General features: G+C 73.5%; 30 protein-coding genes. 21 read left to right on the top strand and 9 right to left on the bottom strand.

Annotated elements, in window-relative coordinates:
* The first annotated feature begins 35 nt into the window (after positions 1-35).
* Positions 36-1,415 carry a replicative DNA helicase gene (gene dnaB / locus FGG90_RS11195; protein WP_012039646.1) on the top strand — a complete coding sequence of 460 codons (1,380 nt, stop codon included), beginning with the start codon at positions 36-38 and terminating at the stop codon, positions 1,413-1,415.
* Positions 1,416-1,504: 89 nt separating this feature from the next.
* Here dnaB and FGG90_RS11190 read toward each other — a convergent pair whose 3' ends face one another.
* The 3 genes from FGG90_RS11190 to FGG90_RS11180 all read right to left on the bottom strand — a co-directional run bounded on the left by FGG90_RS11190 (position 1,505) and on the right by FGG90_RS11180 (position 4,174).
* Positions 1,505-1,855, bottom strand: coding sequence for a CHY zinc finger protein (locus tag FGG90_RS11190; RefSeq protein WP_237583337.1), 351 nt, complete (start codon positions 1,853-1,855; stop codon positions 1,505-1,507).
* A 130-nt stretch (positions 1,856-1,985) separates the two neighbouring features.
* A complete protein-coding gene (locus FGG90_RS11185) occupies positions 1,986-3,611 on the bottom strand; it encodes a peptide chain release factor 3 (protein ID WP_094127087.1) in 1,626 nt (541 codons plus the stop codon).
* A 173-nt stretch (positions 3,612-3,784) separates the two neighbouring features.
* The gene (locus tag FGG90_RS11180; RefSeq protein ID WP_063070937.1) at positions 3,785-4,174 is read right to left on the bottom strand and encodes a MerR family transcriptional regulator; all 390 of its coding nucleotides are present in this window, start codon (positions 4,172-4,174) and stop codon (positions 3,785-3,787) included.
* Positions 4,175-4,413: 239 nt separating this feature from the next.
* On the opposite strand from FGG90_RS11180, the gene FGG90_RS11175 reads away from it, so the two are divergent.
* Positions 4,414-5,607: a glycosyltransferase gene (locus FGG90_RS11175; protein ID WP_094127089.1), complete on the top strand. Its 1,194-nt coding sequence runs from the start codon at positions 4,414-4,416 to the stop codon at positions 5,605-5,607.
* Between the two features lie 47 nt (positions 5,608-5,654).
* Here the strand turns inward: FGG90_RS11175 and FGG90_RS11170 are convergent, their stop codons facing one another.
* Complete coding sequence (locus FGG90_RS11170; protein WP_094127091.1) at positions 5,655-6,785, bottom strand: glycerate kinase; 1,131 nt, start codon at positions 6,783-6,785, stop codon at positions 5,655-5,657.
* A 176-nt stretch (positions 6,786-6,961) separates the two neighbouring features.
* Positions 6,962-7,846, bottom strand: a complete 885-nt coding sequence (ppgK, locus tag FGG90_RS11165) for a polyphosphate--glucose phosphotransferase (protein ID WP_094127093.1) — start codon at positions 7,844-7,846, stop codon at positions 6,962-6,964.
* 372 nt (positions 7,847-8,218) lie between these two features.
* Between ppgK and FGG90_RS11160 the strand changes: the two genes are divergently transcribed.
* Entirely contained in the window at positions 8,219-8,893 is a 675-nt protein-coding gene (locus FGG90_RS11160; RefSeq protein ID WP_237583335.1) for a DUF308 domain-containing protein, read from the top strand.
* A gap of 2 nt (positions 8,894-8,895) precedes the next feature.
* Positions 8,896-9,165, top strand: a complete 270-nt coding sequence (locus tag FGG90_RS11155) for a hypothetical protein (RefSeq protein ID WP_094131346.1) — start codon at positions 8,896-8,898, stop codon at positions 9,163-9,165.
* Between the two features lie 79 nt (positions 9,166-9,244).
* On the opposite strand, the gene purB is transcribed toward FGG90_RS11155, so the two are convergent.
* Together purB and FGG90_RS11145 are read right to left on the bottom strand one after the other, a co-directional pair.
* A complete protein-coding gene (gene purB / locus FGG90_RS11150) occupies positions 9,245-10,627 on the bottom strand; it encodes an adenylosuccinate lyase (protein WP_094127097.1) in 1,383 nt (460 codons plus the stop codon).
* A gap of 12 nt (positions 10,628-10,639) precedes the next feature.
* Entirely contained in the window at positions 10,640-11,167 is a 528-nt protein-coding gene (locus FGG90_RS11145) for a low molecular weight protein-tyrosine-phosphatase (protein WP_094127100.1), read from the bottom strand.
* Positions 11,168-11,353: 186 nt separating this feature from the next.
* On the opposite strand from FGG90_RS11145, the gene FGG90_RS11140 reads away from it, so the two are divergent.
* On the top strand, positions 11,354-11,614 hold the full coding sequence (locus tag FGG90_RS11140) for a hypothetical protein (RefSeq protein ID WP_237583334.1): 261 nt from the start codon (positions 11,354-11,356) through the stop codon (positions 11,612-11,614).
* Positions 11,611-12,888, top strand: a complete 1,278-nt coding sequence (locus tag FGG90_RS11135; protein ID WP_094127104.1) for a hypothetical protein — start codon at positions 11,611-11,613, stop codon at positions 12,886-12,888. Before FGG90_RS11140 ends, FGG90_RS11135 begins: the two co-directional genes overlap by 4 nt.
* Positions 12,889-12,896: 8 nt before the next feature.
* Here the strand turns inward: FGG90_RS11135 and FGG90_RS11130 are convergent, their stop codons facing one another.
* Positions 12,897-13,292 (bottom strand): phage holin family protein, encoded by a 396-nt coding sequence (locus tag FGG90_RS11130; RefSeq protein ID WP_094127106.1) that lies wholly within the window; start codon positions 13,290-13,292, stop codon positions 12,897-12,899.
* A gap of 148 nt (positions 13,293-13,440) precedes the next feature.
* On the opposite strand from FGG90_RS11130, the gene FGG90_RS11125 reads away from it, so the two are divergent.
* From FGG90_RS11125 to FGG90_RS11065, 13 genes are all read left to right on the top strand, one after another.
* Positions 13,441-14,490: a histidinol-phosphate transaminase gene (locus tag FGG90_RS11125; protein WP_237583580.1), complete on the top strand. Its 1,050-nt coding sequence runs from the start codon at positions 13,441-13,443 to the stop codon at positions 14,488-14,490.
* A 9-nt stretch (positions 14,491-14,499) separates the two neighbouring features.
* On the top strand, positions 14,500-15,612 hold the full coding sequence (locus FGG90_RS11120; protein WP_094127108.1) for a thiamine pyrophosphate-dependent dehydrogenase E1 component subunit alpha: 1,113 nt from the start codon (positions 14,500-14,502) through the stop codon (positions 15,610-15,612).
* An 83-nt stretch (positions 15,613-15,695) separates the two neighbouring features.
* Positions 15,696-16,661 (top strand): alpha-ketoacid dehydrogenase subunit beta, encoded by a 966-nt coding sequence (locus FGG90_RS11115; protein ID WP_094131350.1) that lies wholly within the window; start codon positions 15,696-15,698, stop codon positions 16,659-16,661.
* A gap of 46 nt (positions 16,662-16,707) precedes the next feature.
* Positions 16,708-18,099: a dihydrolipoamide acetyltransferase family protein gene (locus tag FGG90_RS11110; RefSeq protein ID WP_094127110.1), complete on the top strand. Its 1,392-nt coding sequence runs from the start codon at positions 16,708-16,710 to the stop codon at positions 18,097-18,099.
* 72 nt (positions 18,100-18,171) lie between these two features.
* Positions 18,172-19,122, top strand: coding sequence for a metal ABC transporter solute-binding protein, Zn/Mn family (locus FGG90_RS11105; RefSeq protein WP_094127112.1), 951 nt, complete (start codon positions 18,172-18,174; stop codon positions 19,120-19,122).
* Positions 19,119-20,009 carry a metal ABC transporter ATP-binding protein gene (locus FGG90_RS11100; RefSeq protein ID WP_094127114.1) on the top strand — a complete coding sequence of 297 codons (891 nt, stop codon included), beginning with the start codon at positions 19,119-19,121 and terminating at the stop codon, positions 20,007-20,009. The genes FGG90_RS11105 and FGG90_RS11100 overlap by 4 nt, the downstream gene beginning before the upstream one ends.
* Complete coding sequence (locus FGG90_RS11095) at positions 20,006-20,932, top strand: metal ABC transporter permease (protein WP_094127116.1); 927 nt, start codon at positions 20,006-20,008, stop codon at positions 20,930-20,932. Before FGG90_RS11100 ends, FGG90_RS11095 begins: the two co-directional genes overlap by 4 nt.
* The gene (locus tag FGG90_RS11090) at positions 20,929-21,378 is read left to right on the top strand and encodes a Fur family transcriptional regulator (protein WP_094127119.1); all 450 of its coding nucleotides are present in this window, start codon (positions 20,929-20,931) and stop codon (positions 21,376-21,378) included. The genes FGG90_RS11095 and FGG90_RS11090 overlap by 4 nt, the downstream gene beginning before the upstream one ends.
* Positions 21,379-21,555: 177 nt before the next feature.
* Positions 21,556-21,792: a 50S ribosomal protein L28 gene (rpmB, locus tag FGG90_RS11085; RefSeq protein ID WP_063070952.1), complete on the top strand. Its 237-nt coding sequence runs from the start codon at positions 21,556-21,558 to the stop codon at positions 21,790-21,792.
* Positions 21,792-21,959 (top strand): 50S ribosomal protein L33, encoded by a 168-nt coding sequence (rpmG, locus tag FGG90_RS11080; protein WP_011187086.1) that lies wholly within the window; start codon positions 21,792-21,794, stop codon positions 21,957-21,959. Before rpmB ends, rpmG begins: the two co-directional genes overlap by 1 nt.
* A 2-nt stretch (positions 21,960-21,961) precedes the next feature.
* Entirely contained in the window at positions 21,962-22,267 is a 306-nt protein-coding gene (rpsN, locus tag FGG90_RS11075) for a 30S ribosomal protein S14 (protein WP_015491493.1), read from the top strand.
* 131 nt (positions 22,268-22,398) lie between these two features.
* A complete protein-coding gene (locus FGG90_RS11070; protein ID WP_012039622.1) occupies positions 22,399-22,686 on the top strand; it encodes an HU family DNA-binding protein in 288 nt (95 codons plus the stop codon).
* Positions 22,687-22,841: 155 nt separating this feature from the next.
* Positions 22,842-24,821: a cytochrome c oxidase assembly protein gene (locus FGG90_RS11065; RefSeq protein ID WP_094127121.1), complete on the top strand. Its 1,980-nt coding sequence runs from the start codon at positions 22,842-22,844 to the stop codon at positions 24,819-24,821.
* Between the two features lie 45 nt (positions 24,822-24,866).
* On the opposite strand, the gene FGG90_RS11060 is transcribed toward FGG90_RS11065, so the two are convergent.
* Entirely contained in the window at positions 24,867-25,502 is a 636-nt protein-coding gene (locus FGG90_RS11060) for a DUF998 domain-containing protein (RefSeq protein WP_237583332.1), read from the bottom strand.
* A 252-nt stretch (positions 25,503-25,754) separates the two neighbouring features.
* Here FGG90_RS11060 and FGG90_RS11055 point away from each other — a divergent pair, with 252 nt between their 5' ends.
* Together FGG90_RS11055 and FGG90_RS11050 are read left to right on the top strand one after the other, a co-directional pair.
* Positions 25,755-26,438, top strand: coding sequence for a hypothetical protein (locus FGG90_RS11055; RefSeq protein ID WP_094127123.1), 684 nt, complete (start codon positions 25,755-25,757; stop codon positions 26,436-26,438).
* Entirely contained in the window at positions 26,431-26,721 is a 291-nt protein-coding gene (locus FGG90_RS11050) for a transcriptional regulator (protein ID WP_086518456.1), read from the top strand. Before FGG90_RS11055 ends, FGG90_RS11050 begins: the two co-directional genes overlap by 8 nt.
* The last annotated feature ends 50 nt before the right edge of the window (positions 26,722-26,771 follow it).

The following is a 26,771-nucleotide window of genomic DNA, read 5'->3' as shown; positions in this document are numbered from 1 at the left end:
GGTGCATCCGCCCAGCCGACCGAGGGGAGCCGCACGTGTCCATCGCCCATCTGGGTCTCGCAGGCGAACGGGACGAGCGCGACAAGCGCGCCGGCCACGAGCGCACGCCGCCGCACGACCTCCTCGCCGAGCAGAGCGCCATCGGCGGCATGCTCCTCAGCAAGGACGCCGTGGCCGACGCGGTCGAGCAGGTGCGGGCGATCGACTTCTACATCCCCAAGCACGAGATCATCTTCGACGCGATCCTGTCGCTGTACTCGCACGGGGAGCCGACGGACGTCATCGCCGTCACGGACGAGCTCACGAAGCTCGGCGAGCTGAGCCGCGCCGGCGGGGCGGACTACCTGCACACGCTCACGAGCGTGGTGCCCACGGCCGCCAACGCCGGCTTCTACGCGTCCATCGTCGCCGAGAAGGCGGTGCTGCGGCGCCTCGTGGAGGCGGGCACCCGCATCGTGCAGATGGGCTACGCCAGCGAGGGCGAGGTCGTCGACCTCGTGAACAACGCCCAGGCGGAGATCTACGGCGTCACGGGCGGCGTCGAGGCGGAGGACTACGTGCCGCTCACGGACGCGGTCACGGTCGCCATCGACGAGATCGAGGCGGCCAAGGGCAAGGACGGCCAGATGACCGGCGTGCCCACCGGCTTCGCTGACCTCGACGCGCTCACCAACGGCCTGCACCCGGGCCAGCTCATCATCGTCGCCGCGCGCCCCGCGCTCGGCAAGTCGACGCTGGCGCTCGACTTCGCGCGGGCCGCCAGCATCAAGTACGACATGCCGTCCATCTTCTTCAGCCTCGAGATGGGGCGCAGCGAGATCGCCATGCGCCTCCTCTCCGCCGAGGCGTCGGTGCCGCTGCAGAGCATGCGCAAGGGCACCGTGGACGCGCGCGACTGGACGACCATCGCGCAGACCCGCGGCCGCATCAACGACGCTCCCCTCTACATCGACGACAGCCCCAACATGACGCTCGTCGAGATCCGCGCCAAGTGCCGTCGCCTCAAGCAGAAGGTCGGGCTGAAGCTCGTCGTCATCGACTACCTGCAGCTCATGACGAGCGGCAAGAAGGTCGAGTCGCGGCAGCAGGAGGTCTCGGAGTTCTCGCGTGCCCTCAAGCTCATGGCGAAGGAGCTGCAGGTCCCGGTCATCGCGCTGTCGCAGCTGAACCGTGGCCCGGAGCAGCGTGCCGACAAGATGCCGGCCATCTCCGACCTCCGCGAGTCCGGCTCGCTCGAGCAGGACGCCGACATGGTCATCCTGCTGCACCGCGAGAGCGCCTACGAGAAGGACAACCCGCGCGCGGGCGAGGCCGACTTCATCGTCGCCAAGCACCGCAACGGGCCGACGGGCACCATCACCGTCGGCTTCCACGGGCACTTCTCGCGCTTCGCGGACATGCCCGCGGGCGGGTAGCGGTCGCTGCGGCTGCGGCTGCGGCTGCGGCTGCGGCTACGGCTACGGCTACGGCTGCGGTGACGGTCACCACGCCGCGCGTTCCACGCTCAGGGCGCGAAGTAGAGGTGGGCGTGCGCCGCGCAGCCGGGGTTGAAGGCGGCGCCGCAGGTCGGGCAGGCGTCCGCCGCCAGGTACTCCGGGACGGTCATGGTCGCGCGGCAGACGCCGCACAGGGCGGCCGGCAGGTGGTGCTCGGAGCGGGGGATCACCTCGAGCGGGTGGTCGGCGACCGCCGCGTGGCACAGGTGGCAGGGGTGCCAGGCGTCGCAGCAGGGCGCGCGGAGGGCGACGACGTCGAGGGGCGATCCGTAGTGGATGCAGCGCGTCTGGGGGTCGACGGCCGGCCCACGGACCTCGACAGTGGTCGGCACCGGGACGTGACCGGCTGAGCTGGTCACGCGCGCGTCCCACATCGATAGCGAGATGCGGGCGTGACCTGCCGAGGGGGTCACGCCTTCGCCGTCAGCGGGGAGGGGCGCGGCGGCGGGGTCTCCCGGGCCGGGCCCGGTCATGCCGGCGGCCGTCGCATCACGCGTCCGGCAGGGCCGTCGCGGCGTCGACGAGGGTGAGCTCGGGGCTGTCGCGCTCGATGGCCTTGAGGCGCCACGGGGTCGTGATGAGGGCGATGTGCGTGCCGTCGGAGCGGACCAGCACCTCGACGCCGATGGTCTTGGCGAGGGCCGGCGCGGAGGCCGCGTCGGTGATCCGCGCCACCTGGTACTCGAGCGGCTCCATGCGCAGCGGCGCGCGGAACTCGTTCGTCATGCGCTCGACGACGACCTCGAACTGCATGGGGCCGACGGCGCCGAGGACGGGGGCCTGGTCGCCGCGGAGGTCGGAGCGCATCACCTGGATGACGCCCTCGTGGTCGAGCTGCTCGATGCCCTTGCGGAACTGCTTGTGCGTGCTCGTGTCCTTGGAGCGGACGACGCGGAAGAGCTCGGGCGCGAACTGCGGCAGGCGCGGGAACGTGACGGGGGCGCCGTCGAAGAGCGTGTCGCCCACGCGGATGTTGGACGCGTTGACGAGGCCGACCACGTCGCCCGGGTACGCGTCGTCGACCGTGGAGCGCTCGCGGCCGAAGAGCTGCTGCGCGTACTTCGTGACGAAGGGGCGGCCGGTCTGGGCGTGCGTGACGGTCATGCCGCGGTGGAAGACGCCCGAGCAGATCCGCATGAAGGCCAGGCGGTCACGGTGCGCCGTGTTCATGCCCGACTGCACCTTGAAGACGAATCCGGAGAAGTCCTCCTCGACGGGACGCGTGCGGTCCTTCTCGTCGGGCCGCGGCTGGGCGGCGGGGGCGATGGCGTCGAGCGCGTCGAGGATGTGGGTCACGCCGAAGTTCAGGACGGCGGCCGCGAAGAGCACGGGCGTGGTGCGGCGGGCGAGGAACGACTCCTCGTCGTGGTCCTGGCCCTCCTCGTGCAGCAGCTCGCTCTCCTCGACGGCGTCCGTCCACGCGGATCCGGCCGCGGCCAGCGCCTCGTCGGGCGACATGCGCGTCTCGGGGGCGATGCTCGCGCCGCCGGCCGTGCGGGTGAAGTGCACGCACTCGCCGGTGGAGCGGTCGACGACGCCGAAGAACGCGCCGGACTCGCCGACCGGCCAGGTGAGCGGGGTGGGGAGGAGGCCCGTGCGCTCCTTGATCTCGTCCATGAGGTCGAGCGGCTCGCGGCCCGGGCGATCCCACTTGTTGATGACGGTGATGATCGGGATGCGGCGCTGGCGGCACACCTCGAACAGCTTCATGGTCTGCGTCTCGAGGCCGCGCGAGGCGTCGACGAGCATGATCGCGGCGTCGACCGCGGAGAGGACGCGGTAGGTGTCCTCGGAGAAGTCGGCGTGGCCGGGGGTGTCGACGACGTTCATGACGGTGTCGCGGTGGGTGAACTGGATCGCCGCGGAGCTCACGGAGATGCCGCGCTCCTTCTCCATGTCCATCCAGTCGGAGACCGTGGACTTGCGCCCCTGCTTGCCGTGCACGGCGCCCGCGGACCCGATGGCGTGCGCGTGCAGCAGCAGCGCCTCGGTGAGCGTGGACTTGCCCGCGTCGGGGTGGGAGATGACGGCGAAGGTGCGACGGCGGGACGCCTCGCGCAGCACGGGGGAGGCGGAGGCCGGGGCGGCTGCGCGGGGAGGGGTGATGGTCGACACCTCCCCATGGTACGAGGCCGTGACGGGAGGGTCGTCGTCCGGGGCCGTCGCGGGCGTCGCGGCGGGGAGGGGCTCCGGGCGGCCGGCAGCGGCCAGCAGCGGCCGGGGGAGGCGCGGGCGACGGCCGGCAGCGTCCGAAGGAGCGGCGGACGCGGCGGGTGCGAGGAGCGGCCTCAGCGCGCCCGGAGGCGGTCGAGGAACTCGTCGGCCATCGCGAGGTGCTCGGCGAGGCGGCGGCGGCGCTCCTCGGCGTCGGCGATGAAGGCGGCGAGGTCGGCGCGGAGGGTCGCGGTGTCGTCGTCGGGGCCGGCGGCGTCGAGGGCGTCGGTGACCTCGAGGAGGCGCATCATCTCCTCCAGCGAGAAGCCGAGCGGCTTCATCCGGCGGATGAGGAGGAGGCGCTCGAGGTCGTCGGCCGTGTAGAGGCGGAAGCCGCCGTCGGATCGGCCGGACGGGCGCAGCAGACCGGTCTCGTCGTAGTGGCGGAGCGTGCGGTGCGACAGGCCGGTGCGCTCGGCGAGCTCGCCGATCTGCATCGTCGCGGGGCCGGCGGTGCGCGCCATGCGGGCCTCCAGACGGAATCCGCCCTCGGGGGGACGGATGGATGTGGTGCGGCCGGGCGACCGCATCCATCCATTCTCCCCGATCCCGGCTGCGGATCGCCGCCCCCGTCCGGGGCTGCTGCCGGGGCGGCTCGCCGGGGTGCTCGCGGCGTCGCCCGCGGCGCTGCCCGCCCGGCAGCCCGACGCGGGCCCGCGCCCCGGGCGGAGTGCCGCCGTCCGCCGCTCGTAGGATCGGGCGCATGAGGATCGCGTTCGTCTCGCTGCACACGTCGCCGATCCAGACCCCCAGCACGGGCGACGCCGGCGGGCTCAACGTGTACCTCCTCGAACTCGCGCGCAGCCTCGGGCGGCAGGGGCACGAGGTCCGGCTGATCACGCGCGCGACCGGTCCCGGACCTTCCGCTCCCGTCCCCGTCGCGCCGGGCGTCGAGCTGCTGTCGCTCGCGGCCGGACCCGCGGGGCCGCTCGCGAAGGAGGACCTGCCGGGGATCACGGCCGCCTTCGCCGACGAGCTGGCGGCGCTGCCACCCGCGGACGTCGTGCACTCCCACTACTGGCTGTCGGCCGTCGCGGCGCTGCCGGTCGCGCGGGCATGGGGCGTCCCGCATGCGATCACGCTGCACTCGGTGTCCGCCGGCAAGAACCGACGCCTGGTGGCCGGCGACACCCCCGAGCCGGCCTCGCGACTCGCGGAGGAGGCGCGGCTGGTGCGCGCGTCCGACCTGGTGGTCGCGTCGGCGGATTCGGAGAGGCGGCTGCTCGTGGAGGCGTACGGGGCGGATCCGTCCGCCGTGCACGTCGTCGCGCCGGGTGTGGAGGAGGCGTTCCTGCGCGAGCCGTCGGGACGCGACGACGACGGGCGGGCGCGCATCGTGCTGCTCGGGCGGATCCAGCCGCTCAAGGGGCAGGACGTGGCGCTCCGGGCGCTCGCCCTGATGGACCCGGCGACGCGTCCGCTCCTCGTGCTCGCGGGCGGCGTCTCGCCCGGTCGGGACGCGTACGCGGCGAGCCTGCACGCGCTCGTGGGGTCGCTGGGGCTCGCCGGCGACGTCGTGTTCGCGGGGCCGCTCGACCGCGCCGCGACCGCCCGCACGCTCGCGAGCGCGCAGCTCGCGCTGATGCCGTCGGCCGCCGAGACCTTCGGGCTGGTCGCGCTCGAGGCGGCCGCGTGCGGCACGCCCGTCGTCGCCTCGCGCACCGAGGGGCTCGTGGACTCCGTGCGCGAGGGCGTGAGCGGCGTCTTCGTGGACACGCGGGATCCGGCCGACTGGGCTCGTGCGGTCGAGGCGCTCCTCGCGGATCGGGCGGGGCTCCTGCGGCTGTCCGCGTCGGCACGCGCGCACGCGGCCGGGCGGACCTGGGACGTGGCCGCGGCGGACGTGGCGGGGGAGTACCGGGCGCTCGTCGCGGGGCGGGCGGTGCGCGCGGGCTGAGGCGGGGGGGGGGAGCGCGCGGATCCGTCCGATCCCTCCGGCCGGGCTCAGCCGTCCCCGCGCGGCAGCAGGGCCTCCGCGTCTCGCGCCACGTCCTCGGCGGCGCGCTCCAGCCAGCGGGCGGCGTGCGCGCGGGCGTCGGCGGCGGATCCGGCCAGGTCGGTGAGCGAGCGGACCGCGCGGAACCCGTCGGTCGGGGCCCCGACCGATCCCGCGACGAGGACCGCCGCCGTGCTGTGCGCCGCCGCGAGGTCGAGGACCCGGGACGGCACCTTGCCGGTGCGGGACTGCGCGTCGAACCGGCCCTCGCCCGTGATCACCACGTCGGCGTCGGCGACGAGCGCGGCCAGCCCGATCGCGTCGGCCACGCCCGCGGACCCCGAGGCGGCCTCCGCGCCCCAGGCCAGGAGGCCGGCCGCGGTGCCGCCGGCCGCGCCGGAACCGGGCGTCGCGGGATCCACGCCCAGGAGCCGGGCGAGGTGCGCGAGCCCGGCGTCGAGGAGGCGGACGTCGTCCGGGGTCGCGCCCTTCTGCGGGCCGTAGACGGCGGCCGCGCCCGCGGGTCCGGTGAGCGGCGCGCGGACGTCGGCGAGGATCCGCGCTCCGCCGGCCGGGAGGGCACGGAGCCCCGCCAGGTCCGCCGACGCGATGCCGGCGAGGGCCCCGCCGCCGTCGCCCGCCGCCGACCCGTCGACGCTCCGGAAGCGCGCGCCCAGCTCCCGGAGCGCGCCCACGCCGCCGTCCGTCGACGAGCTGCCGCCGAGCGCGAGCAGCAGGCGGGGGACTCCCGCGTCGAGGGCCGCGCGGATCGCCTGGCCGAAGCCGCGGGTGTGCGCGGCCAGCGGGCGGAGCGGGTCCAGCAGCGTGATGCCGCTCGTCGACGCGACCTCGACGACGCCGGTGCCGTCGGGCAGCCGCAGCCAGTGCGCGTCGACGGGACGGTCGTCGGGGCCCGTGACGCGCACCGGCACGCGACGCGCGCCGGGGACGGCGGAGGCGAGCACGTCGAGGGTGCCCTGGCCGCCGTCCGCCATGGGCGCGAGCGTCACGTCGTCGCCGGGACGCGCGCGGAGCCAGCCGCGGCGGAGCGCCTCGGCGGCCTCGACGGCGGTGGCGGATCCGGTGAGCGAGTCGGGCGCCATGACGACGCGCAGCGGGCGGGGAGCGGCGGTGCTCATGGGGCCAGTCTGCCCGGTGGCGCGGCGCCCGGCCTTGCGGCGCCCGGTGGCGCGGCGCCCGGCCTTGCGGCGCCCGGTCGTGCGGCGCCCGGTCGTGCGGCTCCCGTGCGGCGCGACAGCTCGGATCGGCGCGCGAGACGACCGCCGGCCGGCCGGCCGCCTCCGACGCGCGCGGATCAGCTCGGCGCGACACCCGCCCGGTGCGCGAGGAGCGCGGCGCCCACGAGACCCGCGTCGTTGCCGCGGCTCGCGGCGATCACCTCGGTGTCGAGGTGCAGGAAGCCCTCGAACCGCGCGAACTCGTGCGCGGCCGCGCCGCCCACCACGATGAGGTCGGGCGACATGATCGACTCGATGTGCCGGTAGTACCGCTCGAGCCGCGCCGCCCACGCCTCGAAGGTGATGCCCTCGCGCCGCACGGCGGAGAACGCGGCCTGCATCTCGTAGTCGCCGCCGTCGATGTGCACGTGCCCGAGCTCGCTGTTCGGGATCAGCTTCCCGTCGTGCAGCAGCGCCGTGCCGATCCCGGTGCCGAGCGTCGTGAGGATCACGAGGCCGCCGCGCCCCTGCAGCACGCCGTACTCGAGCTCGGCGACGCCGGCCGCGTCGGCGTCGTTCACCGTGAGGACGTCGATGCCGCTGCGCTCGCGGATCGCGGTGCGCGCGTCCATGCCGAGCCAGCGGTCGGAGATGTGGGCCGAGGAGCGGACGATGCCGTCCCGCACGATCCCGGGGACGCCGACGCCGACCGGCAGGTCCTCGTCGGGCGTGAGCTCCAGCACGATCTCGGCGATCACGTCCGCGATGTCCTCGGGCTCGCCGCCGACGGGCTTGCCGACCGTCATGCGCTCCGTGAGGCGGATCCCGGTGGTGACGTCGACGATGCCCGCCTTGAGGGTGGTGCCGCCGATGTCGATGCCGAGCGCCAGGCGGTCGCGCCGGGCGAGCGCGGCGGCGGCCCCCTCCGGTGCGGCGACGAGGGCGCGGTCGACGGGGATGAAGCCCGCGGTGGCGCGGCCGCCGTCGGAGGCGGGCCGCGGCGCGGTCTCGGGCTGGGGCACGGCGGGGCCTCTCGGTTGCGTGGTGCGTTCTGCGTTCTGCGTTCTGCGTGGTGCGGTGGCGGGTCGTGCTACCGGCCGCGCCCGGTGGGGGCCGCGCGTCCGGCGGCGCGGCGTCCGGGCGGAGCCGCGCCGTGGATCCGGGCCGACGGCGCACGGGCCGCCGCGGCTCAGAACGCGCGGTTGGCGTAGACGATCCCGCTGGCCACGCCCACGGCGCACACGACCGCGAGCCCGACGACCGCGCCGACCGCCACGGCGGCCAGACGGGGCAGGGGACTCGTCACCCACCGAGCCTAGGCCAGCCCGGCGGGCGCGTCGCCGCGGGCCCGCGGCGAGCATCCGCCCAGGAACCCACCGGGTAGGCTGGCCCGGATGGAGAGAGAGGCTGCCGTGTCCGAGGACGAGCTGACGTTCCGGGCGGCGTACTGGCCCGTGCTGCTCCTCCGAGCACTGCCCGCCCTCGCGCTCGCCGCGTTCATCACCTTCTCCAGCGACCACTCGCCGGCCCTCGGCCTCGCGGCGTTCGGCGCCTTCGCGATCCTCTCCGGCCTGATCACCGCGGGTCTCGGTGCCCGCGTGCTCCGCGGTCCGGCCGCGCGCCTCCGCACGAGCGCCCTCGTCCAGGGCTCCCTCACCGTCGTCGCCGGCGTCGCCGCGCTGCTCGCGCGCGACGGCGGCGTGCTCGTGCTCCTCTACGTCGTCAGCGTCTGGGCCGTCGTCACCGGCTTCCTGGAGCTCGTCGCCGGCCTGCGCTCGCGCGGTCGCGTGCCGGGTGCGAGCGACGCGGTCACCACCGGCGCGCTCACCGTCGTCCTCGCCGTGGCCTTCCTCCTCGTCCCGCCGGACCTCGTCGTCCAGTACGGCGGCGTCGAGCAGCGCGAGGGCCAGCTCACCGCTCCCGTCGTGGCCGTCGGCCTGCTGGGCGCGTACGCGGCGATCGTCGGGGTCTTCCTGGTCATCGCCGCCCTGAGCATGAAATGGGGCACCTCCACGCCCGCCGCGACCTCCGCGGCGGACGCCCCCCGGACCACCGAGAGCGCGAGCTGACCGTGACTTCCAACATCCGCAAGGACCGCATGCGCCCCGCCGAGCTGCTCGGCATCGCGGCGGCGCTCGCCGCGTTCGTCGGGCTGATCGTGGCGCTCAGCACCCGGCCCGCCGACGGCCAGGGCTGGACGGTCGTGGTCGTGTTCACGGGCGTGGCCTTCATCGGCGCCCTCGTGATGCTCGCCATGCTCGCCCTGTCGTTCAAGCCGAACCGCGACGAGCTCCAGGACATGGACGACCAGGACCACCCGGACCGCCCGACCCGGCACTGAGCCGCTCGGATCGGCTCCGCACCGCCCCGAGCCGCGGACGCGCGTCGGGACCCCGCGACGAGGGTCCCGACGGCCCGGATCAGAGGATGTGGTCGACCAGCTGCGACGCCAGCCCCGCGTAGCCCGCGGGCGTCAGCTCGAGGAGACGCGCCTTGGCGGCGTCGCCGATGTCGAGCCCGGACACGAACGCGCGCATCTCGTCGCGGCCGACGCGCTTGCCGCGCGTGAGCTCCTTGAGCACCGCGTACGGGTCGCTGATGGAGCTGCGGCCCGCGACGATCTCCGCGCGGATGACCGTCTGGATCGCCTCGCCAAGGATCTCCCAGTTCGCGTCGAGGTCGGCCGCGAGCAGCGCCCGGTCGACGTCGATCTCGAGGAGGCCGCGTCCGATGTTGTCGAGCGCCAGCAGCGAGTGCCCGAGCGCGACGCCGACGTTGCGCTGCGTGGTGGAGTCGGTGAGGTCGCGCTGCAGCCGCGAGGTGACGAGGGTGGACGCCAGCGAGTCGAGCAGCGCGTCCGACAGCTCGAGGTTCGCCTCGGCGTTCTCGAACCGGATCGGGTTGATCTTGTGCGGCATGGTCGACGACCCGGTGGCGCCCGCCTGCGGGATCTGCCGGAAGTAGCCCATGGAGATGTAGGTCCACACGTCGGTGCAGAGGTTGTGCAGCACCCGGTTCACGTGCGCGATGCGCGTGTAGAGCTCCGCCTGCCAGTCGTGCGACTCGATCTGCGTGGTGAGCGGGTTCCACACGAGCCCCAGGGACGTGACGAACGCCCGCGACTCGGCGGGCCAGTCGACGTCGGCGTCGGCCGCGAGGTGCGCGGCGAAAGTGCCCGTGGCGCCGCTGAACTTGCCGAGCACCTCGACGTCCTCGACGTCGGCGCGCAGGCGCTCCAGCCGGTGCACGAACACCGCGAGCTCCTTGCCGAGCGTCGTGGGCGTGGCGGGCTGGCCGTGCGTGCGGGAGAGCATCGCGTCGTCGCGGAAGAGGAGGGCCCGCTCGCGGAGGGCGCCGACGACGGAGACGAGCTTCGGCAGCCACACCTCGCGCACGGCGCGGTCGATGACGAGCGCGTAGGAGAGGTTGTTGATGTCCTCGCTCGTGCAGGCGAAGTGGGTGAGCTCCGCGACGTGGCCGAGGCCGAGCTCCGCGAGGCGGTCGCGCACGAAGTACTCGACGGCCTTCACGTCGTGGCGCGTGACGGCCTCGACGCGGGCGAGCGCGTCGATCTGCTCCTGCCCGAACTCCGCGACGACCCGGCGCAGCGCCGCCTTCTGCTCGTCCGTGAACGGGGAGGGGGAGAGGAGGGAGCGATCGGTGAGGTGGATGAGCCACTCGATCTCGACGTGGACGCGCGCCCGGTTGAGGCCCGCCTCCGAGAGGTGCTCGCCGAGCTCGGTGACGACGGGGGCGTAGCGGCCGTCGAGGGGGCTCAGCACCTGCGGGGGCAACGGGCTCATGCGGACGATCTCCTAGCTGGGGGGACGGATGCCGGGCTCCACCTGCGCGAGGAGGGCCCGGGAGGCACGACCTATCATGTCAAGGACCTGGTCGAACCTCGCGGCGTCGGAGTAGTAGGGGTCCGGGACGTCCCGCAGGTGGGCCTGTGGAGGATCGAAGGACAGCAGCAGGTGCACCTTCGCGCGGTCCGCCTCCGTGCGCGCCCACTGGCGGAGGATCCGCTCCTGGCCGCGGTCGAAGACCACCACGAGGTCGAGCTCCGGCAGCGATCCGGGGTCGAACTGCTTGGCCCGGTGCGCGGATCCCGACAGCCCCTTCCGCTCCAGCGCCGCGAGGGTGCGGGCATCGGCCTGCTCGCCCACGTGCCAGTCGCCCGTGCCCGCGCTGGTGACCGAGACGAGGTCGGCGCACCCGGCCCGCTGGACGAGGTCGCGGAAGACGACCTCCGCCATCGGGGAGCGGCAGATGTTGCCGGTGCAGACGAAGGCGATCCGGAAGACGGGTGGTGCCGTCGGATCCGGAGAGTCGGGGGCTCCCATGCGGCCATTCTGTCGGCTGCGCCCCCTCCCCACATCCTCGGATCCCTTCGCCGTCCCCCGGATGCGGCGTCCGGCTGCCTGCCGTGTCGGCCGTGGCGCACGATGCGTGCCGACGGGAGAGGACGGGACGCGATGCGGGAACAGCCGGGCGGATGCAGTGCGGGTGGGGGCGAGCCGCTCGGAGGCATGGGGAGGGAGGGCGGCAGCACGCCCGGCCAGCTCCGCGCCGAGGCACAGACGCGCGCGCACGCGCTCGCCGTGCTCGCCGACGCGGTGGCGGAGACGCACCGCGGCATCGCCTCCTGCCGGGACGACCCGTCGTGGTCCGGACGCGCGCACGACGCGTTCATCGGCGCCCTCGACGACCTCGCCGGCCGGGTGGCGCTCGCCGGCACCCTCCTCCACGATGCTCACGCTCCCTCCGGCTGCCCCGGGGCGCGCCTGTGACCGCGGCGGTCGAGGGGCTCACCGTCACCGAGGGAGGCGGCACCGCGGTCGAGACGGACGACCTCACGCGCATCGCCGCGCGGCTCGACGACGAGGCAGGTCGGCTCGACGACCACGCGCGGGCGCTGGCCCTGCCGCCGCTGGTCGCCACGATCACGGGCGACCACGATGCGAGCCTCGACGCCCCGCGCGGTCTCCTGTCGTCCGCCGCCCACGACGCGCGGGCGCTCGCCGCCGACCTGCGCCGGGTCGCCGCCGAGTACGCGGACGGCGAGCGGGACGTCGACCGCTGCGTGCGCTCCGCCGCGGGCGACGGTGCGGCGGATGCGGCTCCCTCCTCCCCAGGCGGGCCCCTCCGGATCCTGCTGCCCGCCGTCGTCCGGGACGTGGTCTCGGACATCGCGGCCGCGGCCACGCGCTTCCTCCCGGCTCGCCCTGCCGGCGACGACGGCGTGCGGGAGACGACCGCTGGCCTCCTGGCCGCGCTGGGGGCCTTCGGCGTCCTGCGCGACGCGCCCGCGATGGTCCACGTCCGCCGTGACGCCGTCCGTCCGGCGCCGACGAGCCTGCAGGACCTCGCCGACCGGATCCCCGACCCGGTTCCCGGCACCCCGCAGATGCGCGTCGAGGAGTACCGGGTGCCGGACGGACGCCGCCGCTTCGTCGCGTACTTCGGCGGCATGGTCACCATGGATCCGGGCACCGGCCGCGAGGACTTCGGACCGGCCTCGGCGGCGGCCGCGCTCGCGACGGAGGGCGGATCCGCGGTGCACGCCGCTGAGACGGCGCTCCGCGAGGCCGGCGCGACCGCGGAGGACGAGGTCTACGTCGTCGGCTACTCGATGGGCGGGATCCTCGCGCGATCCGTGGGCGACGACCCGGGCTTCCACGTGACCCACGAGCTCACGTTCGGCTCCCCGGTCGGGCAGCTGCCGATCCGCCAGGGGATCGACGGCGTGGCGGTGGAGCACGCGGACGACCCCGTCCCGGCGCTCGGCGGCGTGCGCCCGTCCGACGGCGACGCGGGCGACGACGTCGTGGTGCGCACGCCGGCCTTCGCGCCGACGGTGCCTGCGGGCGTCCTGGACGCGCACGATCTGGGCACCTATCGGGCGACGGCGACCGAGATGGAGGCCTCCCGCTCGCCGCTCCTGGAGCGGGCGCGCGACGAGCTCCACGGGTTCCTCGACGGGGCGACGCCGGTCGCGTCCCACCTCTACCGGGCGGAGCGGGCCCCGCTCACCCCGCCCCGCGGATCGGGCGGTGGGATGTGACGCGCGGGTCAGGCCCTCGCGGTCACCGGGCGCAGCACGAGGCCCACCAGCCAGCTGAAGAACGCCATCAGCAGGGCGCCGAGCACGCCCCACCAGAAGCCGTCGACGGTGAGGCCGAAGCCGAGACCGCCCGAGATCGCCCCCACGAGGAGGAAGAGCAGACCGTTCACGACGAGCGCGATGAGCCCGAGCGTCAGGATGTAGAGCGGGAAGGCCACGATGCGGATGGCGGTCCCGATCACGCCGTTCACGACGCCGAAGATCGCGCCGAGCAGCAGGTACGTCAGCACGGTGGCCGTCGCGTCGCCCGGCTCGTAGGCGGTCACGGTCGTGCCGGAGACGAGGAGCGTGGTGAGCCAGAGCGCGACCGCGTTGACGACCACGCGCACGAGGAATCGGGTCATGCCCCGATCCTGTCAGACGGCGCCGGGAGGGGCCGTGAACCGGCACCCGACGCGACCGTAGGATCGACCGGTGACCTCCGACCCCGCAGTCCCCGACCTGTCCGCGGACGACGCGGCGCCCGTCCGGCTCCGGCCGGCCATCGCCGCCATGGTCGCCTACCGCCAGGGCAAGCCCGCCGGCGAGGACGACTTCAAGCTCTCGAGCAACGAGAACCCGTTCGACCCGCTGCCCTCGGTGCTCGCGCGCATCGACCGGGTGCGGGACGTGAACCGCTACCCGGATGCGGGCGCCACCCTGCTGCGCACCGCGCTCGCCGAGCGCTTCGGCGTCACGGTCGACCACGTGCACGCGGGTGCCGGGTCCGTGGCGATCCTCTCCCAGCTCATCACGGCGGCCGCGGGCCCGGGCGACGAGGTCGTGCACGCGTGGCGCTCCTTCGAGGCGTACCCCACGCTCATCACGGTCGCCGGCGCGACGGGCGTCCCCGTCCCGAACCTGCCGGACCACTCGCACGACGTCGACGGCATGATCCAGGCGCTCACCGACCGGACGCGCGTCGTCATCGTCTGCACGCCGAACAACCCCACGGGCACGCTCGTGACGCAGGAGGACCTCGAGCGCCTGCTGGCCGCGGTCCCGCGCGACGTGCTCGTGCTCCTCGACGAGGCCTACGGGGAGTTCGTCGCGCCCGAGCATGCCCTCGACGGCATGTCCCTGCTCGCCGACCACCCGAACCTCGTCGTGCTCCGCACCTTCTCCAAGGCGTACGGGCTCGCGGGCCTGCGCATCGGCTACGCGGTGGGGCATCCGCGGATCCTCGACGCGGCGCGCTCGGCCGCCATCCCGCTCTCGGTCACCGGCCACGCGCAGCACGCGGCGCTGGCATCGCTCGAGCACGAGGACGAGCTCCTGGAGCGCGTGGCCGTGCTCGCGCGCGACCGCGACGAGGCCTGGCGCGCGCTCACCGAGCAGGGCTGGGAGGTCCCGCGCCCTCACGGCAACTTCGTGTGGCTGGCGACCGGCGCCGACACCGCGGAGGTCGAGTCGCAGCTGGCCGCCGCCGGACTCGTGGTGCGCGCCTTCGCCGACGAGGGCATCCGCGTCACGATCGGCGAGCCCGCCTCTGTCCGGAAGCTACTGAACGCGTCGGCGGGAATTGTCCGGGGGCTGCCGGAGGGCCACCCGGCGCGCCGGTAGGTTGGGACGATGCCGGAAAGCGATGTGACGGTCCAGCTCCTGACCCCCGCGGGCGAGCTCGCACCGAGCGACTCCGCCGAGGAGTTCCTCCCGTACTTCGAGCGACTCACGGAGGACGACCATCGCGGCTTCCTCCGCGACATGCGCCTCACGCGGGCGTTCGACCTCGAGGCCACCAACCTCCAGCGCCAGGGCCACCTCGGCCTCTGGGCGCCGAGCACCGGCCAGGAGGCGGCGCAGGTCGGATCCGGTCGCGCCACCCGCCCGCAGGACCACGTGTTCCCCGCGTACCGCGAGCACGGCGTCGCGCTCATCCGCGGCATCGATCCGGTCGACATCGTGCGCCTCATGCGCGGCGTCACGCACGGCGGCTGGGATCCGGCGGTCGGGAACTTCCACCTCTACACGCTGGTCATCGGCTCGCAGGCGCTGCACGCCACGGGCTACGCGATGGGCGTCGCGTTCGACGGCGACGTCGCGACCGGCGACCCGGATCGCGACACCGCGGTCATCGCGTACTACGGCGACGGCGCCACCAGCCAGGGCGACGTGAGCGAGGCGTTCGTCTTCGCCGCGAGCTTCCAGACCCCGCAGGTCTTCTTCCTCCAGAACAACCACTGGGCGATCTCGGTCCCGGTCGCCACGCAGTCGCGCACGCCCCTCTACCTCCGCTCGCGCGGCTTCGGCGTGCCCAGCACGCAGGTCGACGGCAACGACGTGTTCGCGAGCTACGCGGTCACGGCCAAGCACCTGGACGATGCGCGCAACGGCGGCGGCCCGTCCTTCATCGAGGCGCTCACGTACCGCGTCGGCGCGCACACCTCGAGCGACGACCCCACGAAGTACCGCACCGACGAGGAGCTGCAGGGCTGGGTCGCGAAGGACCCGATCGCCCGCCTCGAGGCCTACCTGCGGAACCAGGGAGCGCCGCAGTCGCTCTTCGACGGGATCGACGAGGAGGCCAAGGACCTCGCCGCCGACGTCCGCCGCCGCACCATCGAGCTCACCGGCCCGCCGCTCACGGGCATCTTCGACCACGTCTACTCGGATCCGCACCCCGTCACCGCGGAGCAGCGCGAGTGGCTCGAGCGCTACGAGGCCTCGCTGGGAGGGACCCGATGACCGACACCATCGACCGCGCCGAGGCGAGCGCCGGCGCCGCCGGATCCGCGGGCGGCGACGGCGCCCCCGCCGGCATCGAGAGCATGCCCATGGCGAAGGCGCTCAACGCCGGCCTCCGCCGCGCGCTCGAGGAGGACGACAGGGTCCTGCTCATGGGCGAGGACATCGGCCCGCTCGGCGGCGTCTTCCGCATCACCGAGCACCTGCAGCGCGACTTCGGCGCGCGCCGCGTCATCGACACCCCGCTCGCGGAGTCCGGCATCGTCGGCACGGCCATCGGCCTCGCGATGCGCGGCTACCGGCCCGTGTGCGAGATCCAGTTCGACGGCTTCATCTACCCGGCCTTCGACCAGATCACGAGCCAGCTCGCCAAGATCACGAACCGGCACGAGGGCGCGATGCGCATGCCCGTCGTCATCCGCGTGCCCTACGGCGGCCACATCGGCGCGATCGAGCACCACCAGGAGAGCCCCGAGGCGTACTTCGCGCACACCCCCGGCCTCCGCGTGGTCAGCCCGAGCACGCCGCACGACGCCTACTGGATGATCCAGGAGGCCATCCAGAGCGACGACCCGGTCATGTTCTTCGAGCCCAAGGCGCGCTACCGGCCGAAGGGCGAGGTCGACTTCTCGGCCCCCGGCATCGGCCTGCACGAGAGCCGCGTCGTCCGCTCCGGCACCGACGTCACGCTCGTCGGCCACGGCGCCATGGTGTCGATGCTGCTGCAGGCCGCCGAGCTCGCGGCCGAGGAGGGCACGAGCGTCGAGGTCGTCGACCTGCGCTCGCTGTCGCCCGTCGACTACGGCCCCATCCTCGAGTCCGTGCAGCGCACGGGCCGCCTCGTCGTCGCGCAGGAGGCGCCGGGCCACGTGTCCGTCGGCTCCGAGATCGCGGCCACCGTCACCGAGCGCGCCTTCTACTCGCTCGAGGCGCCGGTGATCCGCGTCTCCGGCTTCGACGCCCCGTTCCCGCCCGCGAAGCTCGAGACGCTGTACCTCCCGGATGCCGACCGCATCCTCGAGGCCGTCGACCGCTCGCTCGCCTACTAAGACGCCGCCCGCCGCCCGCGCGGCACGTGAGAAGAGGACCCGCACGATGGCCGACTCCCAGTTCACCCTGCCCGACGTGGGCGAGGGCCTCATCGACGCCGAGATCGTCTCGTGGCGCGTGCAGCCGGGCGACCGCGTGGCGCTCAACCAGGTGATCGTCGAGATCGAGACCGCGAAGTCGCTCGTGGAGCTGCCGAGCCCGTTCGAGGGCACGGTCTCCGGGCTGCTCGTGCAGGAGGGTCAGACGGTCGAGGTGGGCACGCCCATCATCGCGATCGCGCAGGGCTCGCCCGGCGTCTCCGGTCCGGCGGAGACGCCCGCGCAGATGGCGCTGCCGAACGAGACGGTGATCGAGGACGACACGGCCATCGAGGACCGCGAGCCCGTGGCGCCGCCCGCGCCCGCCGCCGAGGAGACCTCGGGTGCCGTGCTCGTGGGCTACGGCACGGTCGGCAAGGTCGCGAGCCGCCGTCGCCGCGCCGAGCCCGCCGCGGCCCCCGCGCGTCCCGGCGCCTCCTCGCCCGCCGCCCCGGCGGCCCGCGCTCCGCGCCCCGCCTCGGTGCCCGCCGCGTCGGCCGTGCCGATCATCGCGAAGCCCCCGATCCGGAAGCTCGCCAAGGACCTCGAGGTCGACCTGGCGGAGGTCGAGGCCACCGGCCTCGTCGGCGAGATCACGCGCGAGGACGTCATCCGCACCGCCCAGCAGGCGAGCGTCTTCAAGAACATCGAGACGCCCGAGTGGCCGGACGCGCGCGAGGACCGGATCCCGGTCAAGGGCGTCCGCAAGGTCATCGCCGCGGCCATGGTGCAGAGCGCGTTCCAGGCGCCGCACGTGAGCCTGTTCGTCGACGTCGACGCCACCCGCACCATGGAGTTCGTCAAGCGCCTCAAGGCGTCCCCCGACTTCGCGGGCGTGAAGGTCTCGCCGCTCCTCATCATGGCGAAGGCCATGATCTGGGCCGTCCGCCGCAACCCCACGGTCAACTCCTCCTGGACCGACCAGGAGATCATCGTCCGCCACTACGTGAACCTCGGGGTCGCCGCCGCGACGCCACGGGGCCTCGTCGTGCCGAACGTGAAGGAGTCGCAGGCCATGTCGCTGCTGGAGCTCGCCCGCGCGCTCGAGCAGCTCACGCTCACGGCCCGCGACGGGAAGACGAGCCCGGCGGACATGAGCCAGGGCACCATCACGCTGACGAACATCGGCGTCTTCGGGATGGACACGGGCACGCCGATCCTCAACCCGGGCGAGGTCGCGATCGTCGCGCTCGGCACGATCAAGCAGAAGCCGTGGGTCGTCGACGGCGAGGTGCGTCCGCGCTTCGTCACGACCATCGGCGCGAGCTTCGACCACCGCGTGGTCGACGGCGACGTGGCGAGCCGCTTCCTGGCGGACGTCGCGAGCATCATCGAAGAGCCCGCGCTGCTCCTGGAGTGAGGCGCGGCCGCGACTCCACAGCGGGGGCACCGTGGTACTGATACCCGTTATCGATACCGTAATCTCGGATCCATGAACCGACGCCCCCTCACCGCCCTGCTCGCCGCCTCGCTCCTCGCCGTCCCGCTCGCGGGTTGCGCATCCGGATCCGCCTCCTCCTCCGGGGACGCGACGGCGTCCGCGTCCGGCGGCACGCTCGAGGTCGTGGCCTCGACCGACGTCTACGGCGACATCGCGAAGCAGATCGGCGGCGACGACGTGAAGGTGACGTCGATCATCGACAGCCCCGACAAGGACCCGCACGAGTACCAGGCCACGTCGCGCGACCAGCTCACGCTCTCGACCGCCGACGTCGTGATCCAGAACGGCGGCGGCTACGACGACTTCGTCGACACGATGATCCAGGCCCTCCCCGGCGGCAAGAGCCCCGTCCTCCTCAACGCGGTCGACATCTCGGGCTTCGACCAGAAGCCCGCCGAGGGCGAGCTGAACGAGCACGTCTGGTACGACGTGCCCACGATGAAGAAGCTCGCCGAGGAGATCGAGCAGGCGTTCTCGAAGGCCGACGCGTCCGGCGCGTCCACCTTCGAGGCCAACGAGCAGGCGTTCACCGCGAAGCTCGACGGCATCGCCTCCGCCGAGGCCGCCGCGAAGCCCGCCGGCACCGGCAAGGGCGTCGCCATCACCGAGCCCGTGCCGCTGTACCTGACGAGCGCCATGGGCCTCGAGAACCGCACGCCGGACGAGTTCAGCGAGGCCATCGAGGAGGGCACCGACGTCCCCGCCGACGTGCTGAAGGAGACGCTCGCGCTCTTCGCGGAGAAGAAGGTCGCCGCGCTCGTCTACAACGCGCAGACCACGGGCGCCACGACCGACCAGGTCGTTGCCGCCGCGAAGGCCGCCGGCGTCCCGGTCGTGCCGGTCACCGAGACGCTGCCCGCCGACCTGCCCGCGGGCAGCGGGTACGTTGAGTGGATGACCGCCAACGTCGACGCCGTGGCCTCCGCCATCAAGGGATCGTGACCGGCCCAGCCGTCCTGAGCCTCCGGGACGCGACGCTGTCGTTCGGCGCGCGCACCCTCTGGAGCGGACTCGACCTCGACGTGGCGCCCGGCGAGTTCGTCGCGGTGCTGGGCCCGAACGGATCCGGCAAGACCAGCTTCCTCAAGTCCGTCCTCGGCGCCCAGCGCCTCACGTCGGGGGAGATGCGGTTCCTCGACGAGCCGGTGCGCCGCGGAGCGCGGCGCATCGGCTACATCCCGCAGCAGAAGCTCATCACCGCGTCGACCCCGGTGCGCGCGCGGGACCTCGTGGGCTTCGGCGTCACGGGCCACCGGTGGGGGCTGCCGCTCAGCCGCCGGGCCGAGCGCGCCCGCGTGGACGAGCTGCTCAAGGCCGTCGGGGCCACGGCGTACGCGGACGCGCCGGTCGCGGCCCTCTCGGGCGGCGAGCAGCAGCGGCTGCGCGTGGCCCAGGCGCTCGCGTCGGATCCGCGGCTCCTCCTCTGCGACGAGCCGCTCCTCAGCCTCGACCTCGCCCACCAGCGGGTGGTCAGCGAGCTGATCGACCGGCATCGCCGCGACACCGACGCCGCGGTCGTCTTCGTCACGCACGACGTCAACCCCGTGCTCGACATGGTCGACCGCGTCCTCTACCTCGTGGGCGGGCGCTTTCGCATCGGCACGCCCGACGAGGTGCTCGACTCCGAGGTGCTCAGCTCGCTCTACGGCACCCCGGTCGACGTGGTGCGCGTGCGCGGCCGCATCGTGGTGGTCGGCTCGCCCGACGACCCGCACGACCACCACTCGCACGACGACCACGCGCACGACGAGCACGGCGACCACGGGTCGCACGGCGTGCACGCCGACGGCTCCGCGGGCGAGCCCGCCGCCGACGGGAGGGCCGCGTGATCCACCTCCTCGCCGACGCGGGCGACGTCTGGTCGCGTCTGTTCGACTTCTCCGACTACGGCGCGCTCGTCGCGCTGCTGCGGAACAGCATCATCGCGGGCGCCGTGCTCGGCGTCGTCGGCGGCCTCATCGGCGTCTTCGTGATGACGCGCGACCTCGCGTTCGCGGTCCACGGCGTGAGCGAGCTCTCGTTCGCCGGCGCCGCGGCCGCCCTGCTGCTCGGCGTGAACGTGGTCGGCGGATCCCTCGTCGGCTCGCTCGTGGCGGCCGTCGCCATCGGCGTGCTCGGCACCCGCGCGAAGGACCGCAACTCGATCATCGCGGTGATCATGCCGTTCGGCCTGGGCCTCGGGATCCTCTTCCTCGCGCTCTACGACGGGCGCGCGAGCAACAAGTTCGGCCTGCTCACGGGCCAGATCGTCTCCGTCGACAACCCGCAGCTGGGCTACCTCGTCGCGATCAGCGCCGTCGTCATCCTGGGGCTCGCCGTCGTCTGGCGGCCGCTGATGTTCGCGAGCGTCGACCCCGACGTGGCGGCCGCGCGCGGCATCCCCGTGCGCCTGCTCTCGATCGTGTTCATGGTGCTGCTCGGGCTCGGCACCGCGGTCTCCATCCAGATCGTCGGCGCGCTGCTCGTGCTCTCGTTGCTGGTCACGCCGGCGGCCGCCGCCATGCGCGTCTCCTCGACCCCGCGGGTGGTCGTCTCGCTCAGCGTGCTGTTCGCGCTGACGAGCATCGTGGGCGGGATCCTCCTCGCGCTCGGCAGCAGCATCCCCATCAGCCCGTACGTCACCACCATCTCGTTCGCGATCTACCTGGTCTGCCGCGGGGTCGACGCCCTCCAGGCGCGCACCGGGACGTCGGGCGGGACGCGTACCCTGTCGGGGCGGGGAGGATCGCCCGCCGGGAGGGCACGGGCATGAAGCGGAACACGTGGCAGCGGGAGGCCGTGCGCCAGGCGCTCGACGCGTCGTCGGACTTCGTGAGCGCGCAGCGGCTCCACGCGCGCCTGCACGACGCGGGATCCCCGATCGGCCTGGCCACCGTGTACCGCGCGCTCGGCGACCTCGCGGCGGAGGGCGACGCGGACTCGCTGCAGTCGCCCGACGGCGAGGCGCTCTACCGCACGTGCGCCACGGGCGGCCACCACCACCACCTCATCTGCCGCGTGTGCGGCAAGACCGTGGAGATCGCGGCGGACGCGGTCGAGTCGTGGGCGCACGACGTCGCGGCGCAGAACGGCTTCACGGCGCCGAGCCACGTGGTCGACGTCTTCGGGCTCTGCGCGGAGTGCACGCGTCGCGCGGCCGAGGCCGCCGCCGCCGAGGTGCCCGCCGACGGCACCGCGGAGGCCCCCGCATCCGCATGATCCCGGGCCCCCGGCTTGCGTCCGGGCGTGTCGTCGCGTAGCCTCGATCCTTGGCCGAGCGGCTCATCCGCTCGCATGTGCGCCGATCCCCCTCCTCACCGAGATCCGGGGACCCGGCGTGCCGACAAGTCATCTTGGGTAGGGCGGTCTCGCCCTACGGTACCTACGGAGGAAACCATGGCAGCAACCTGCCAGGTGACCGGCGCCGTCCCCGGCTTCGGACACAACATCTCGCACTCGAACCGGCGCACCAAGCGCCGCTTCGACCCGAACGTGCAGAAGAAGACGTACTACGTCCCCTCGCTGCGTCGCAACGTCAAGCTCACGCTCTCCGCGAAGGGCATCAAGGTCATCGACGCCCGCGGCATCGAGTCCGTCGTCAAGGACCTCCTCGGTCGTGGGGTGAAGATCTAATGGCCAAGCAGCAGGACGTCCGTCCCATCATCAAGCTCCGTTCGACGGCCGGCACCGGGTACACCTACGTGACCCGCAAGAACCGCCGCAACAACCCCGACCGCCTCGTGCTGAAGAAGTACGACCCGGTCGTCCGCAAGCACGTCGACTTCCGCGAGGAGCGCTAACCATGGCCAAGAAGAGCAAGATCGCCCGCAACGAGCAGCGCAAGGTCATCGTCGAGCGGTACGCCGCGAAGCGCCTCGAGCTGAAGAAGGCCCTCGTGGACCCGAACGGCACCGACGAGAGCCGCGAGGCGGCCCGCGCCGGCATCCAGCGCCTCCCGCGCGACGCCTCGCCCGTCCGCGTCCGCCAGCGCGACGGCATCGACGGTCGCCCCCGCGGCAACCTGTCGAAGTTCGGCATCTCCCGCGTGCGGTTCCGTGACATGGCCCACCGCGGCGAGCTTCCGGGCATCACGAAGTCCAGCTGGTAGGTTCCAAGCGGCCGTACGGCCGAACGGACCGCTGATGGCCTCTTCGGCTCCCACGGTCCGCTGACGTAGACAGACACCATCCACCACACGGCCGCTCGACGAGAACGGCACCAGGTCCGAGGAGGACACCCATGGCTGACAAGTCACTCAACCGCACCGAGCTCGTTGCCGCCGTCGCCGCGGAGTCGGGCCAGAGCCAGGCCGCCGTCAACGGCGTGCTGGACGCGCTCTTCTCCACCGTCGCGACCAACGTCGCCGACGGCGTCAAGGTCACGATCCCGGGCTGGGTCGCGTTCGAGCAGACGGCTCGCGCCGCGCGCACGGGCCGCAACCCGCAGACGGGCGAGCCCCTCGAGATCAAGGCGTCCAAGGGCGTCAAGGTCTCCGCCGGCAGCAAGCTCAAGGCCGCCGTCAAGTAGTCCTCCTCACCACACGCCCAGCGGGGGCGCCGACTCCGGTCGGCGCCCCCGCTGTCGCGTTCCCGGTCGCGTGCGCGATCACCGTCGTCGGGCCCGTCATGCGCCGACGCGCGGCCAGCCGGCCGTCAGCGGTCGCCGGTTAGGCTGATCCCCTCATGCCCAGACTCCTCCGCGTCGCGGGGCCCGCCGCCCTCCTCATCGTCGCGTTCCTCTCCCTCCTGGCCGCGCTCGCCATCGGCGGAGGAGCCGCCCCGCAGCTGCTCGAGGACGCGGGTCCCGTGGTCCGCTACGGGCTGCCCGCCGCGAAGATGATGGTGAACATCACGGCCGCCACCGCCATCGGCGCGCTCCTGCTCGCCGTGTTCGCGCTGTCGCGGAAGCGCCCGGAGTACGGGCGCGCGCTGGACATCGCCGCCGCGGGAGCGGCCCTCTGGACGGTCGCCTCCGCGATCACCGCCTTCTTCACCTTCCTCAGCGTCTCCGGCACGCCGTTCTCCCTCAGCCCGGAGTTCGGGTCGAGCCTCGGGCTCGTGCTGACGCAGATCTCCGTGGGCCAGGCGTGGCTCGCGACCACGCTGATCGCCGCGACCGTCACGGTGCTGTGCTTCGCGGTGCGCAACCACACCGCCATCGCGATCGTGCTCGTGATCGCGGTCGGCGGCCTCGTGCCCATGGCGCAGCAGGGTCACGCGGGCGGCACCGAGGGCCACGACGCCGCAGTCAACGCGCTCGGCCTCCACCTCGTGTTCGCGGCCGTGTGGCTCGGCGGGCTCCTGACGATGGTGCTGCTGCGGTCGAAGCTCGACGGCGACCGGCTCGTGCCGGTGCTGCGGCGCTATTCCTCCGTGGCGCTCGTGTGCTTCGTGGTCGTCGCGGCGTCCGGGTACGTGAGCGCGGAGATCCGCGTGGGCTCGCTCGACCGGCTGCTGACGGCGTACGGGCTGCTGGTGCTGGTGAAGGTGGCGGCGCTCCTGGCGCTCGGCCTGTTCGGCGCCGCGTACCGGCGCGTGCTCATCGGCCGGCTCGAGGAGCGCGGCGCGTCCGCGCGCGGGCCGTTCTGGTGGCTCGTCACGGCCGAGCTCGCGTTCATGGGCGTCGCGTCCGGCGTGGCCGCGGCGCTCGCCCGAACCGCGCCGCCCGTGAGCCAGGTCGTCGCGACGCAGCTGCCGGATCCGACGCCCGCGCAGATCCTCACCGGCGAGCCCCTGCCGCCCGAGCTGACGCCGATGCGCTACCTCACCGAGTGGAACTTCGACCTGCTCTGGATCCTGCTGTGCGCCTTCGGCGTCTTCTTCTACCTGGCGGGCGTGCACCGCCTGCGGAAGCGCGGCGACGCGTGGCCCGTGCACCGCTCGATCCTCTGGGTCGCCGGCATGGTGGGCCTCTTCTACATCACCAACGGCGGCGTGAACGTCTACCAGAAGTACCTCTTCAGCTCGCACATGCTGGCGCACATGGTGCTCGCCATGGTCATCCCGCTGCTGCTCGTGCCGGGCGCCCCGGTCACGCTCGCGATGCGGGCCATCCGCAAGCGGCAGGACGGCAGCCGCGGCGGACGCGAGTGGATCCTCCTGGCCGTGCACTCGAGGTTCGCGGGCTTCGTGGGCCACCCGATCGTGGCCGCCGTGCTCTTCGCCGGATCGCTGCTCGTCTTCTACTACTCGCCGCTGTTCAGCTGGGCCACGACCGACCACATCGGGCACCAGTGGATGATCGTGCACTTCCTCATCGTCGGGTACCTGTTCACGCAGAACCTCATCGGCGTCGACCCGATGCCCGTGCGCCTCGCGTACCCGATGCGCCTGCTGCTCCTGCTCGCCACCATGGCGTTCCACGCGTTCTTCGGCCTGTCGCTCATGACGGGCACCGGCCTGCTGCTCGCGGACTGGTTCGGCGCGATGGGCCGGCCGTGGGGCGAGACCGCGCTGGCCGACCAGCAGGCGGGCGGCGGGATCGCGTGGAGCATCGGCGAGATCCCCACGGTGATCCTCGCGATCGTCACGGCGATCATGTGGAGCAAGAGCGACACCCGCGACTCCGTCCGGTACGACCGCAAGGCCGACCGCGACGGGGACGCGGAGCTCGAGGCGTACAACCGCAACCTCGAGGCGCTGCAGGCGACCGAGCGGCGCTGATCCGGGGCCGTCGGTGCGCCGGTCCGCTCGGTGCGCCGACCCGTCTCAGTGCGTGCGCGTCCGTCGCGCGGCGACGAGGACGGCGACGCCGGTCATCAGCTCCCACGCGGTGACCGTGTAGACGGATCCGCGCTCCCAGATCCCGTCGATGCCCGACCCGCCGAGGGTCTGGAGCAGGGCGAGCGCGACGAGGCCGACGACGCCCAGCGCGACGCTCGCGACGCGATACGCGCGGGCGGCTCCAGCGCGACCCGAGCCGAGGCCCGCCACGATCGACGCCGCGTTGCCCGCGATGATCGCCATGCCGGCGCCGACCACGTGCATCCAGCCGATGCCGCTGGCCGCGCTCGACGCGCTGCCGTGGATGAGGCCGACCACCGTGATCCCGACCGCGTGCACGGCGGCGAGGACGAGGAAGGCGCGGCGGGGGCCGGCGCGGAGGGCGCGGGTCGCGATCACGGCGGCCGCGAGGTAGAGGACGCCCTGGAGGATGAAGCCCGCGTTCATCACCGCCGCGAGCGGCGAGTCGATCGCGCGGCCCTGGTACTCGGCGACCTCGGGGATGCCGAGGTCGCTGATGTAGTTGGCGGAGTAGCTGTAACCGGGGAAGGCGGACGCGGCGACGGCCTCGGTGCCGACGTAGACGACGGCGGCGGCGACCCAGGCCAGGCCTGCGGCCACGGGGATCAGCGGGCGGCGGGCGACGTCGTCTTCGTCTCGGCGGTCGGGGGCGAGCGGGGGGCGGGTCGGGCGCACGCGGATCACGGTCCTCCATCACGGGCGCCGGTCGCGGCGCCGTGGTGTCGATCATGGCCGAGGGGGTCGCCCGGCGCATCATCCTGCGACATGCCATTGACACGGCAAAGCACTTTGCGTTACAAAGTAGCGAGGGCGGGAGCCCGGCGGGCGAGGGTCGCCCGCGGAGAGGCGGAGATGGACACCACGATGCGCACGGACGAGGTCGACGATGACGGGCCCGCGCCCGACCCGCGGACGATGCACGCGCTCATGGAGGACCAGCGGCGGGTCGCGGTCGACGCGCAGACCTCGTTCGTCTGGATCATGGAGGTGGTCTGGGGCGTCGCGTGGATCCTCGGCTACACGGCCCTGTGGCTCATCGACGGGTCGGACGCCGTGAGCCTGCCGCTCCCCGCGGCCGTCGGGATCTTCGCCGGGCTCATCGGCGTGGGCGTGGTCGTCAGCGTGGTGCTCGGGATCCGCGGTTCTGCCGGCCTGGAGACCACGGGCGAGGCGCGCTGGCAGGGGCGCGTCTACGGGATCAGCTGGTCGGTGGCCATGGTCTCGGTCTACGTGCTCGGCATCGGGCTCGCGCTCAACGACGCCCCGAGCCGCCTGCTCTCGATCTTCTACACATCGGGCTTCTCCTTCGTGGCCGGGATGATGCTGCTGTCGACCGCCGCGCTCTTCCACTCGCGGACGTCGCTGCTCCTCGGGTCGATCCTCGTGGTCGCCGCGCTCGCCGCCCCCTTCGCGGGCTACCCGGGCAACTACCTGGTGATGGCGGTCGTCGGCGGCGGCGCGTACCTCGTCACGGGGATCGCCGTCGCCGTGCGCGGGGCCCGCGCCCGCCGTTCGCTGCGAGCCCGCCTTGGCTGACCTCGATCCGGTGATCCACGCCCAGGCCCGTCTGCGGATCGTCGCGTCGCTCGCGACGCTCGACGCGGGGGAGGCGCTGTCCTTCCCGCGGCTCCAGGAGATCCTCGACATGACGGCCGGCAACCTGTCGACGCACCTGCGGAAGCTCGAGGATCCCGGCTACGTGGAGGTGCGGAAGACGCACGAGGGGCGGCAGCCGGTGACCTACCTCGCGCTCACGACCGTCGGCCGCCGCGCGTTCGAGGACTACCGCCGGGCGCTCACGGAGATGCTCGACGCGTAGCCGCCGGACGTGACGGGGCCCGCCACGCGATGCGCGCGGCGGGCCCCGGT

The organism is Clavibacter michiganensis subsp. tessellarius (assembly GCF_021922985.1).
Taxonomy (GTDB): domain Bacteria; phylum Actinomycetota; class Actinomycetes; order Actinomycetales; family Microbacteriaceae; genus Clavibacter; species Clavibacter tessellarius.
This window is presented reverse-complemented; position numbering and strand designations above follow the sequence as displayed.

Bases quoted from the DNA above. Each gene is read 5' to 3' on its own strand.
- FGG90_RS11065 (WP_094127121.1), top strand. From the start codon at position 22,842: ATGCCCAGACTCCTCCGCGTCGCGGGGCCCGCCGCCCTCCTCATCGTC.
- FGG90_RS11115 (WP_094131350.1), top strand. From the start codon at position 15,696: ATGCCCATGGCGAAGGCGCTCAACGCCGGCCTCCGCCGCGCGCTCGAG.
- FGG90_RS11055 (WP_094127123.1), top strand. From the start codon at position 25,755: ATGGACACCACGATGCGCACGGACGAGGTCGACGATGACGGGCCCGCG.
- FGG90_RS11090 (WP_094127119.1), top strand. From the start codon at position 20,929: ATGAAGCGGAACACGTGGCAGCGGGAGGCCGTGCGCCAGGCGCTCGAC.
- FGG90_RS11145 (WP_094127100.1), bottom strand. From the start codon at position 11,167: ATGGGAGCCCCCGACTCTCCGGATCCGACGGCACCACCCGTCTTCCGG.
- FGG90_RS11140 (WP_237583334.1), top strand. From the start codon at position 11,354: ATGGGGAGGGAGGGCGGCAGCACGCCCGGCCAGCTCCGCGCCGAGGCA.
- rpmG (WP_011187086.1), top strand. From the start codon at position 21,792: ATGGCCAAGCAGCAGGACGTCCGTCCCATCATCAAGCTCCGTTCGACG.
- purB (WP_094127097.1), bottom strand. From the start codon at position 10,627: ATGAGCCCGTTGCCCCCGCAGGTGCTGAGCCCCCTCGACGGCCGCTAC.
- FGG90_RS11105 (WP_094127112.1), top strand. From the start codon at position 18,172: ATGAACCGACGCCCCCTCACCGCCCTGCTCGCCGCCTCGCTCCTCGCC.
- FGG90_RS11180 (WP_063070937.1), bottom strand. From the start codon at position 4,174: ATGGCGCGCACCGCCGGCCCCGCGACGATGCAGATCGGCGAGCTCGCC.
- FGG90_RS11130 (WP_094127106.1), bottom strand. From the start codon at position 13,292: ATGACCCGATTCCTCGTGCGCGTGGTCGTCAACGCGGTCGCGCTCTGG.
- FGG90_RS11110 (WP_094127110.1), top strand. From the start codon at position 16,708: ATGGCCGACTCCCAGTTCACCCTGCCCGACGTGGGCGAGGGCCTCATC.
- FGG90_RS11070 (WP_012039622.1), top strand. From the start codon at position 22,399: ATGGCTGACAAGTCACTCAACCGCACCGAGCTCGTTGCCGCCGTCGCC.
- FGG90_RS11125 (WP_237583580.1), top strand. From the start codon at position 13,441: ATGGTCGCCTACCGCCAGGGCAAGCCCGCCGGCGAGGACGACTTCAAG.
- FGG90_RS11175 (WP_094127089.1), top strand. From the start codon at position 4,414: ATGAGGATCGCGTTCGTCTCGCTGCACACGTCGCCGATCCAGACCCCC.
- FGG90_RS11120 (WP_094127108.1), top strand. From the start codon at position 14,500: ATGCCGGAAAGCGATGTGACGGTCCAGCTCCTGACCCCCGCGGGCGAG.
- rpmB (WP_063070952.1), top strand. From the start codon at position 21,556: ATGGCAGCAACCTGCCAGGTGACCGGCGCCGTCCCCGGCTTCGGACAC.
- rpsN (WP_015491493.1), top strand. From the start codon at position 21,962: ATGGCCAAGAAGAGCAAGATCGCCCGCAACGAGCAGCGCAAGGTCATC.
- FGG90_RS11170 (WP_094127091.1), bottom strand. From the start codon at position 6,785: ATGAGCACCGCCGCTCCCCGCCCGCTGCGCGTCGTCATGGCGCCCGAC.
- FGG90_RS11160 (WP_237583335.1), top strand. From the start codon at position 8,219: ATGGAGAGAGAGGCTGCCGTGTCCGAGGACGAGCTGACGTTCCGGGCG.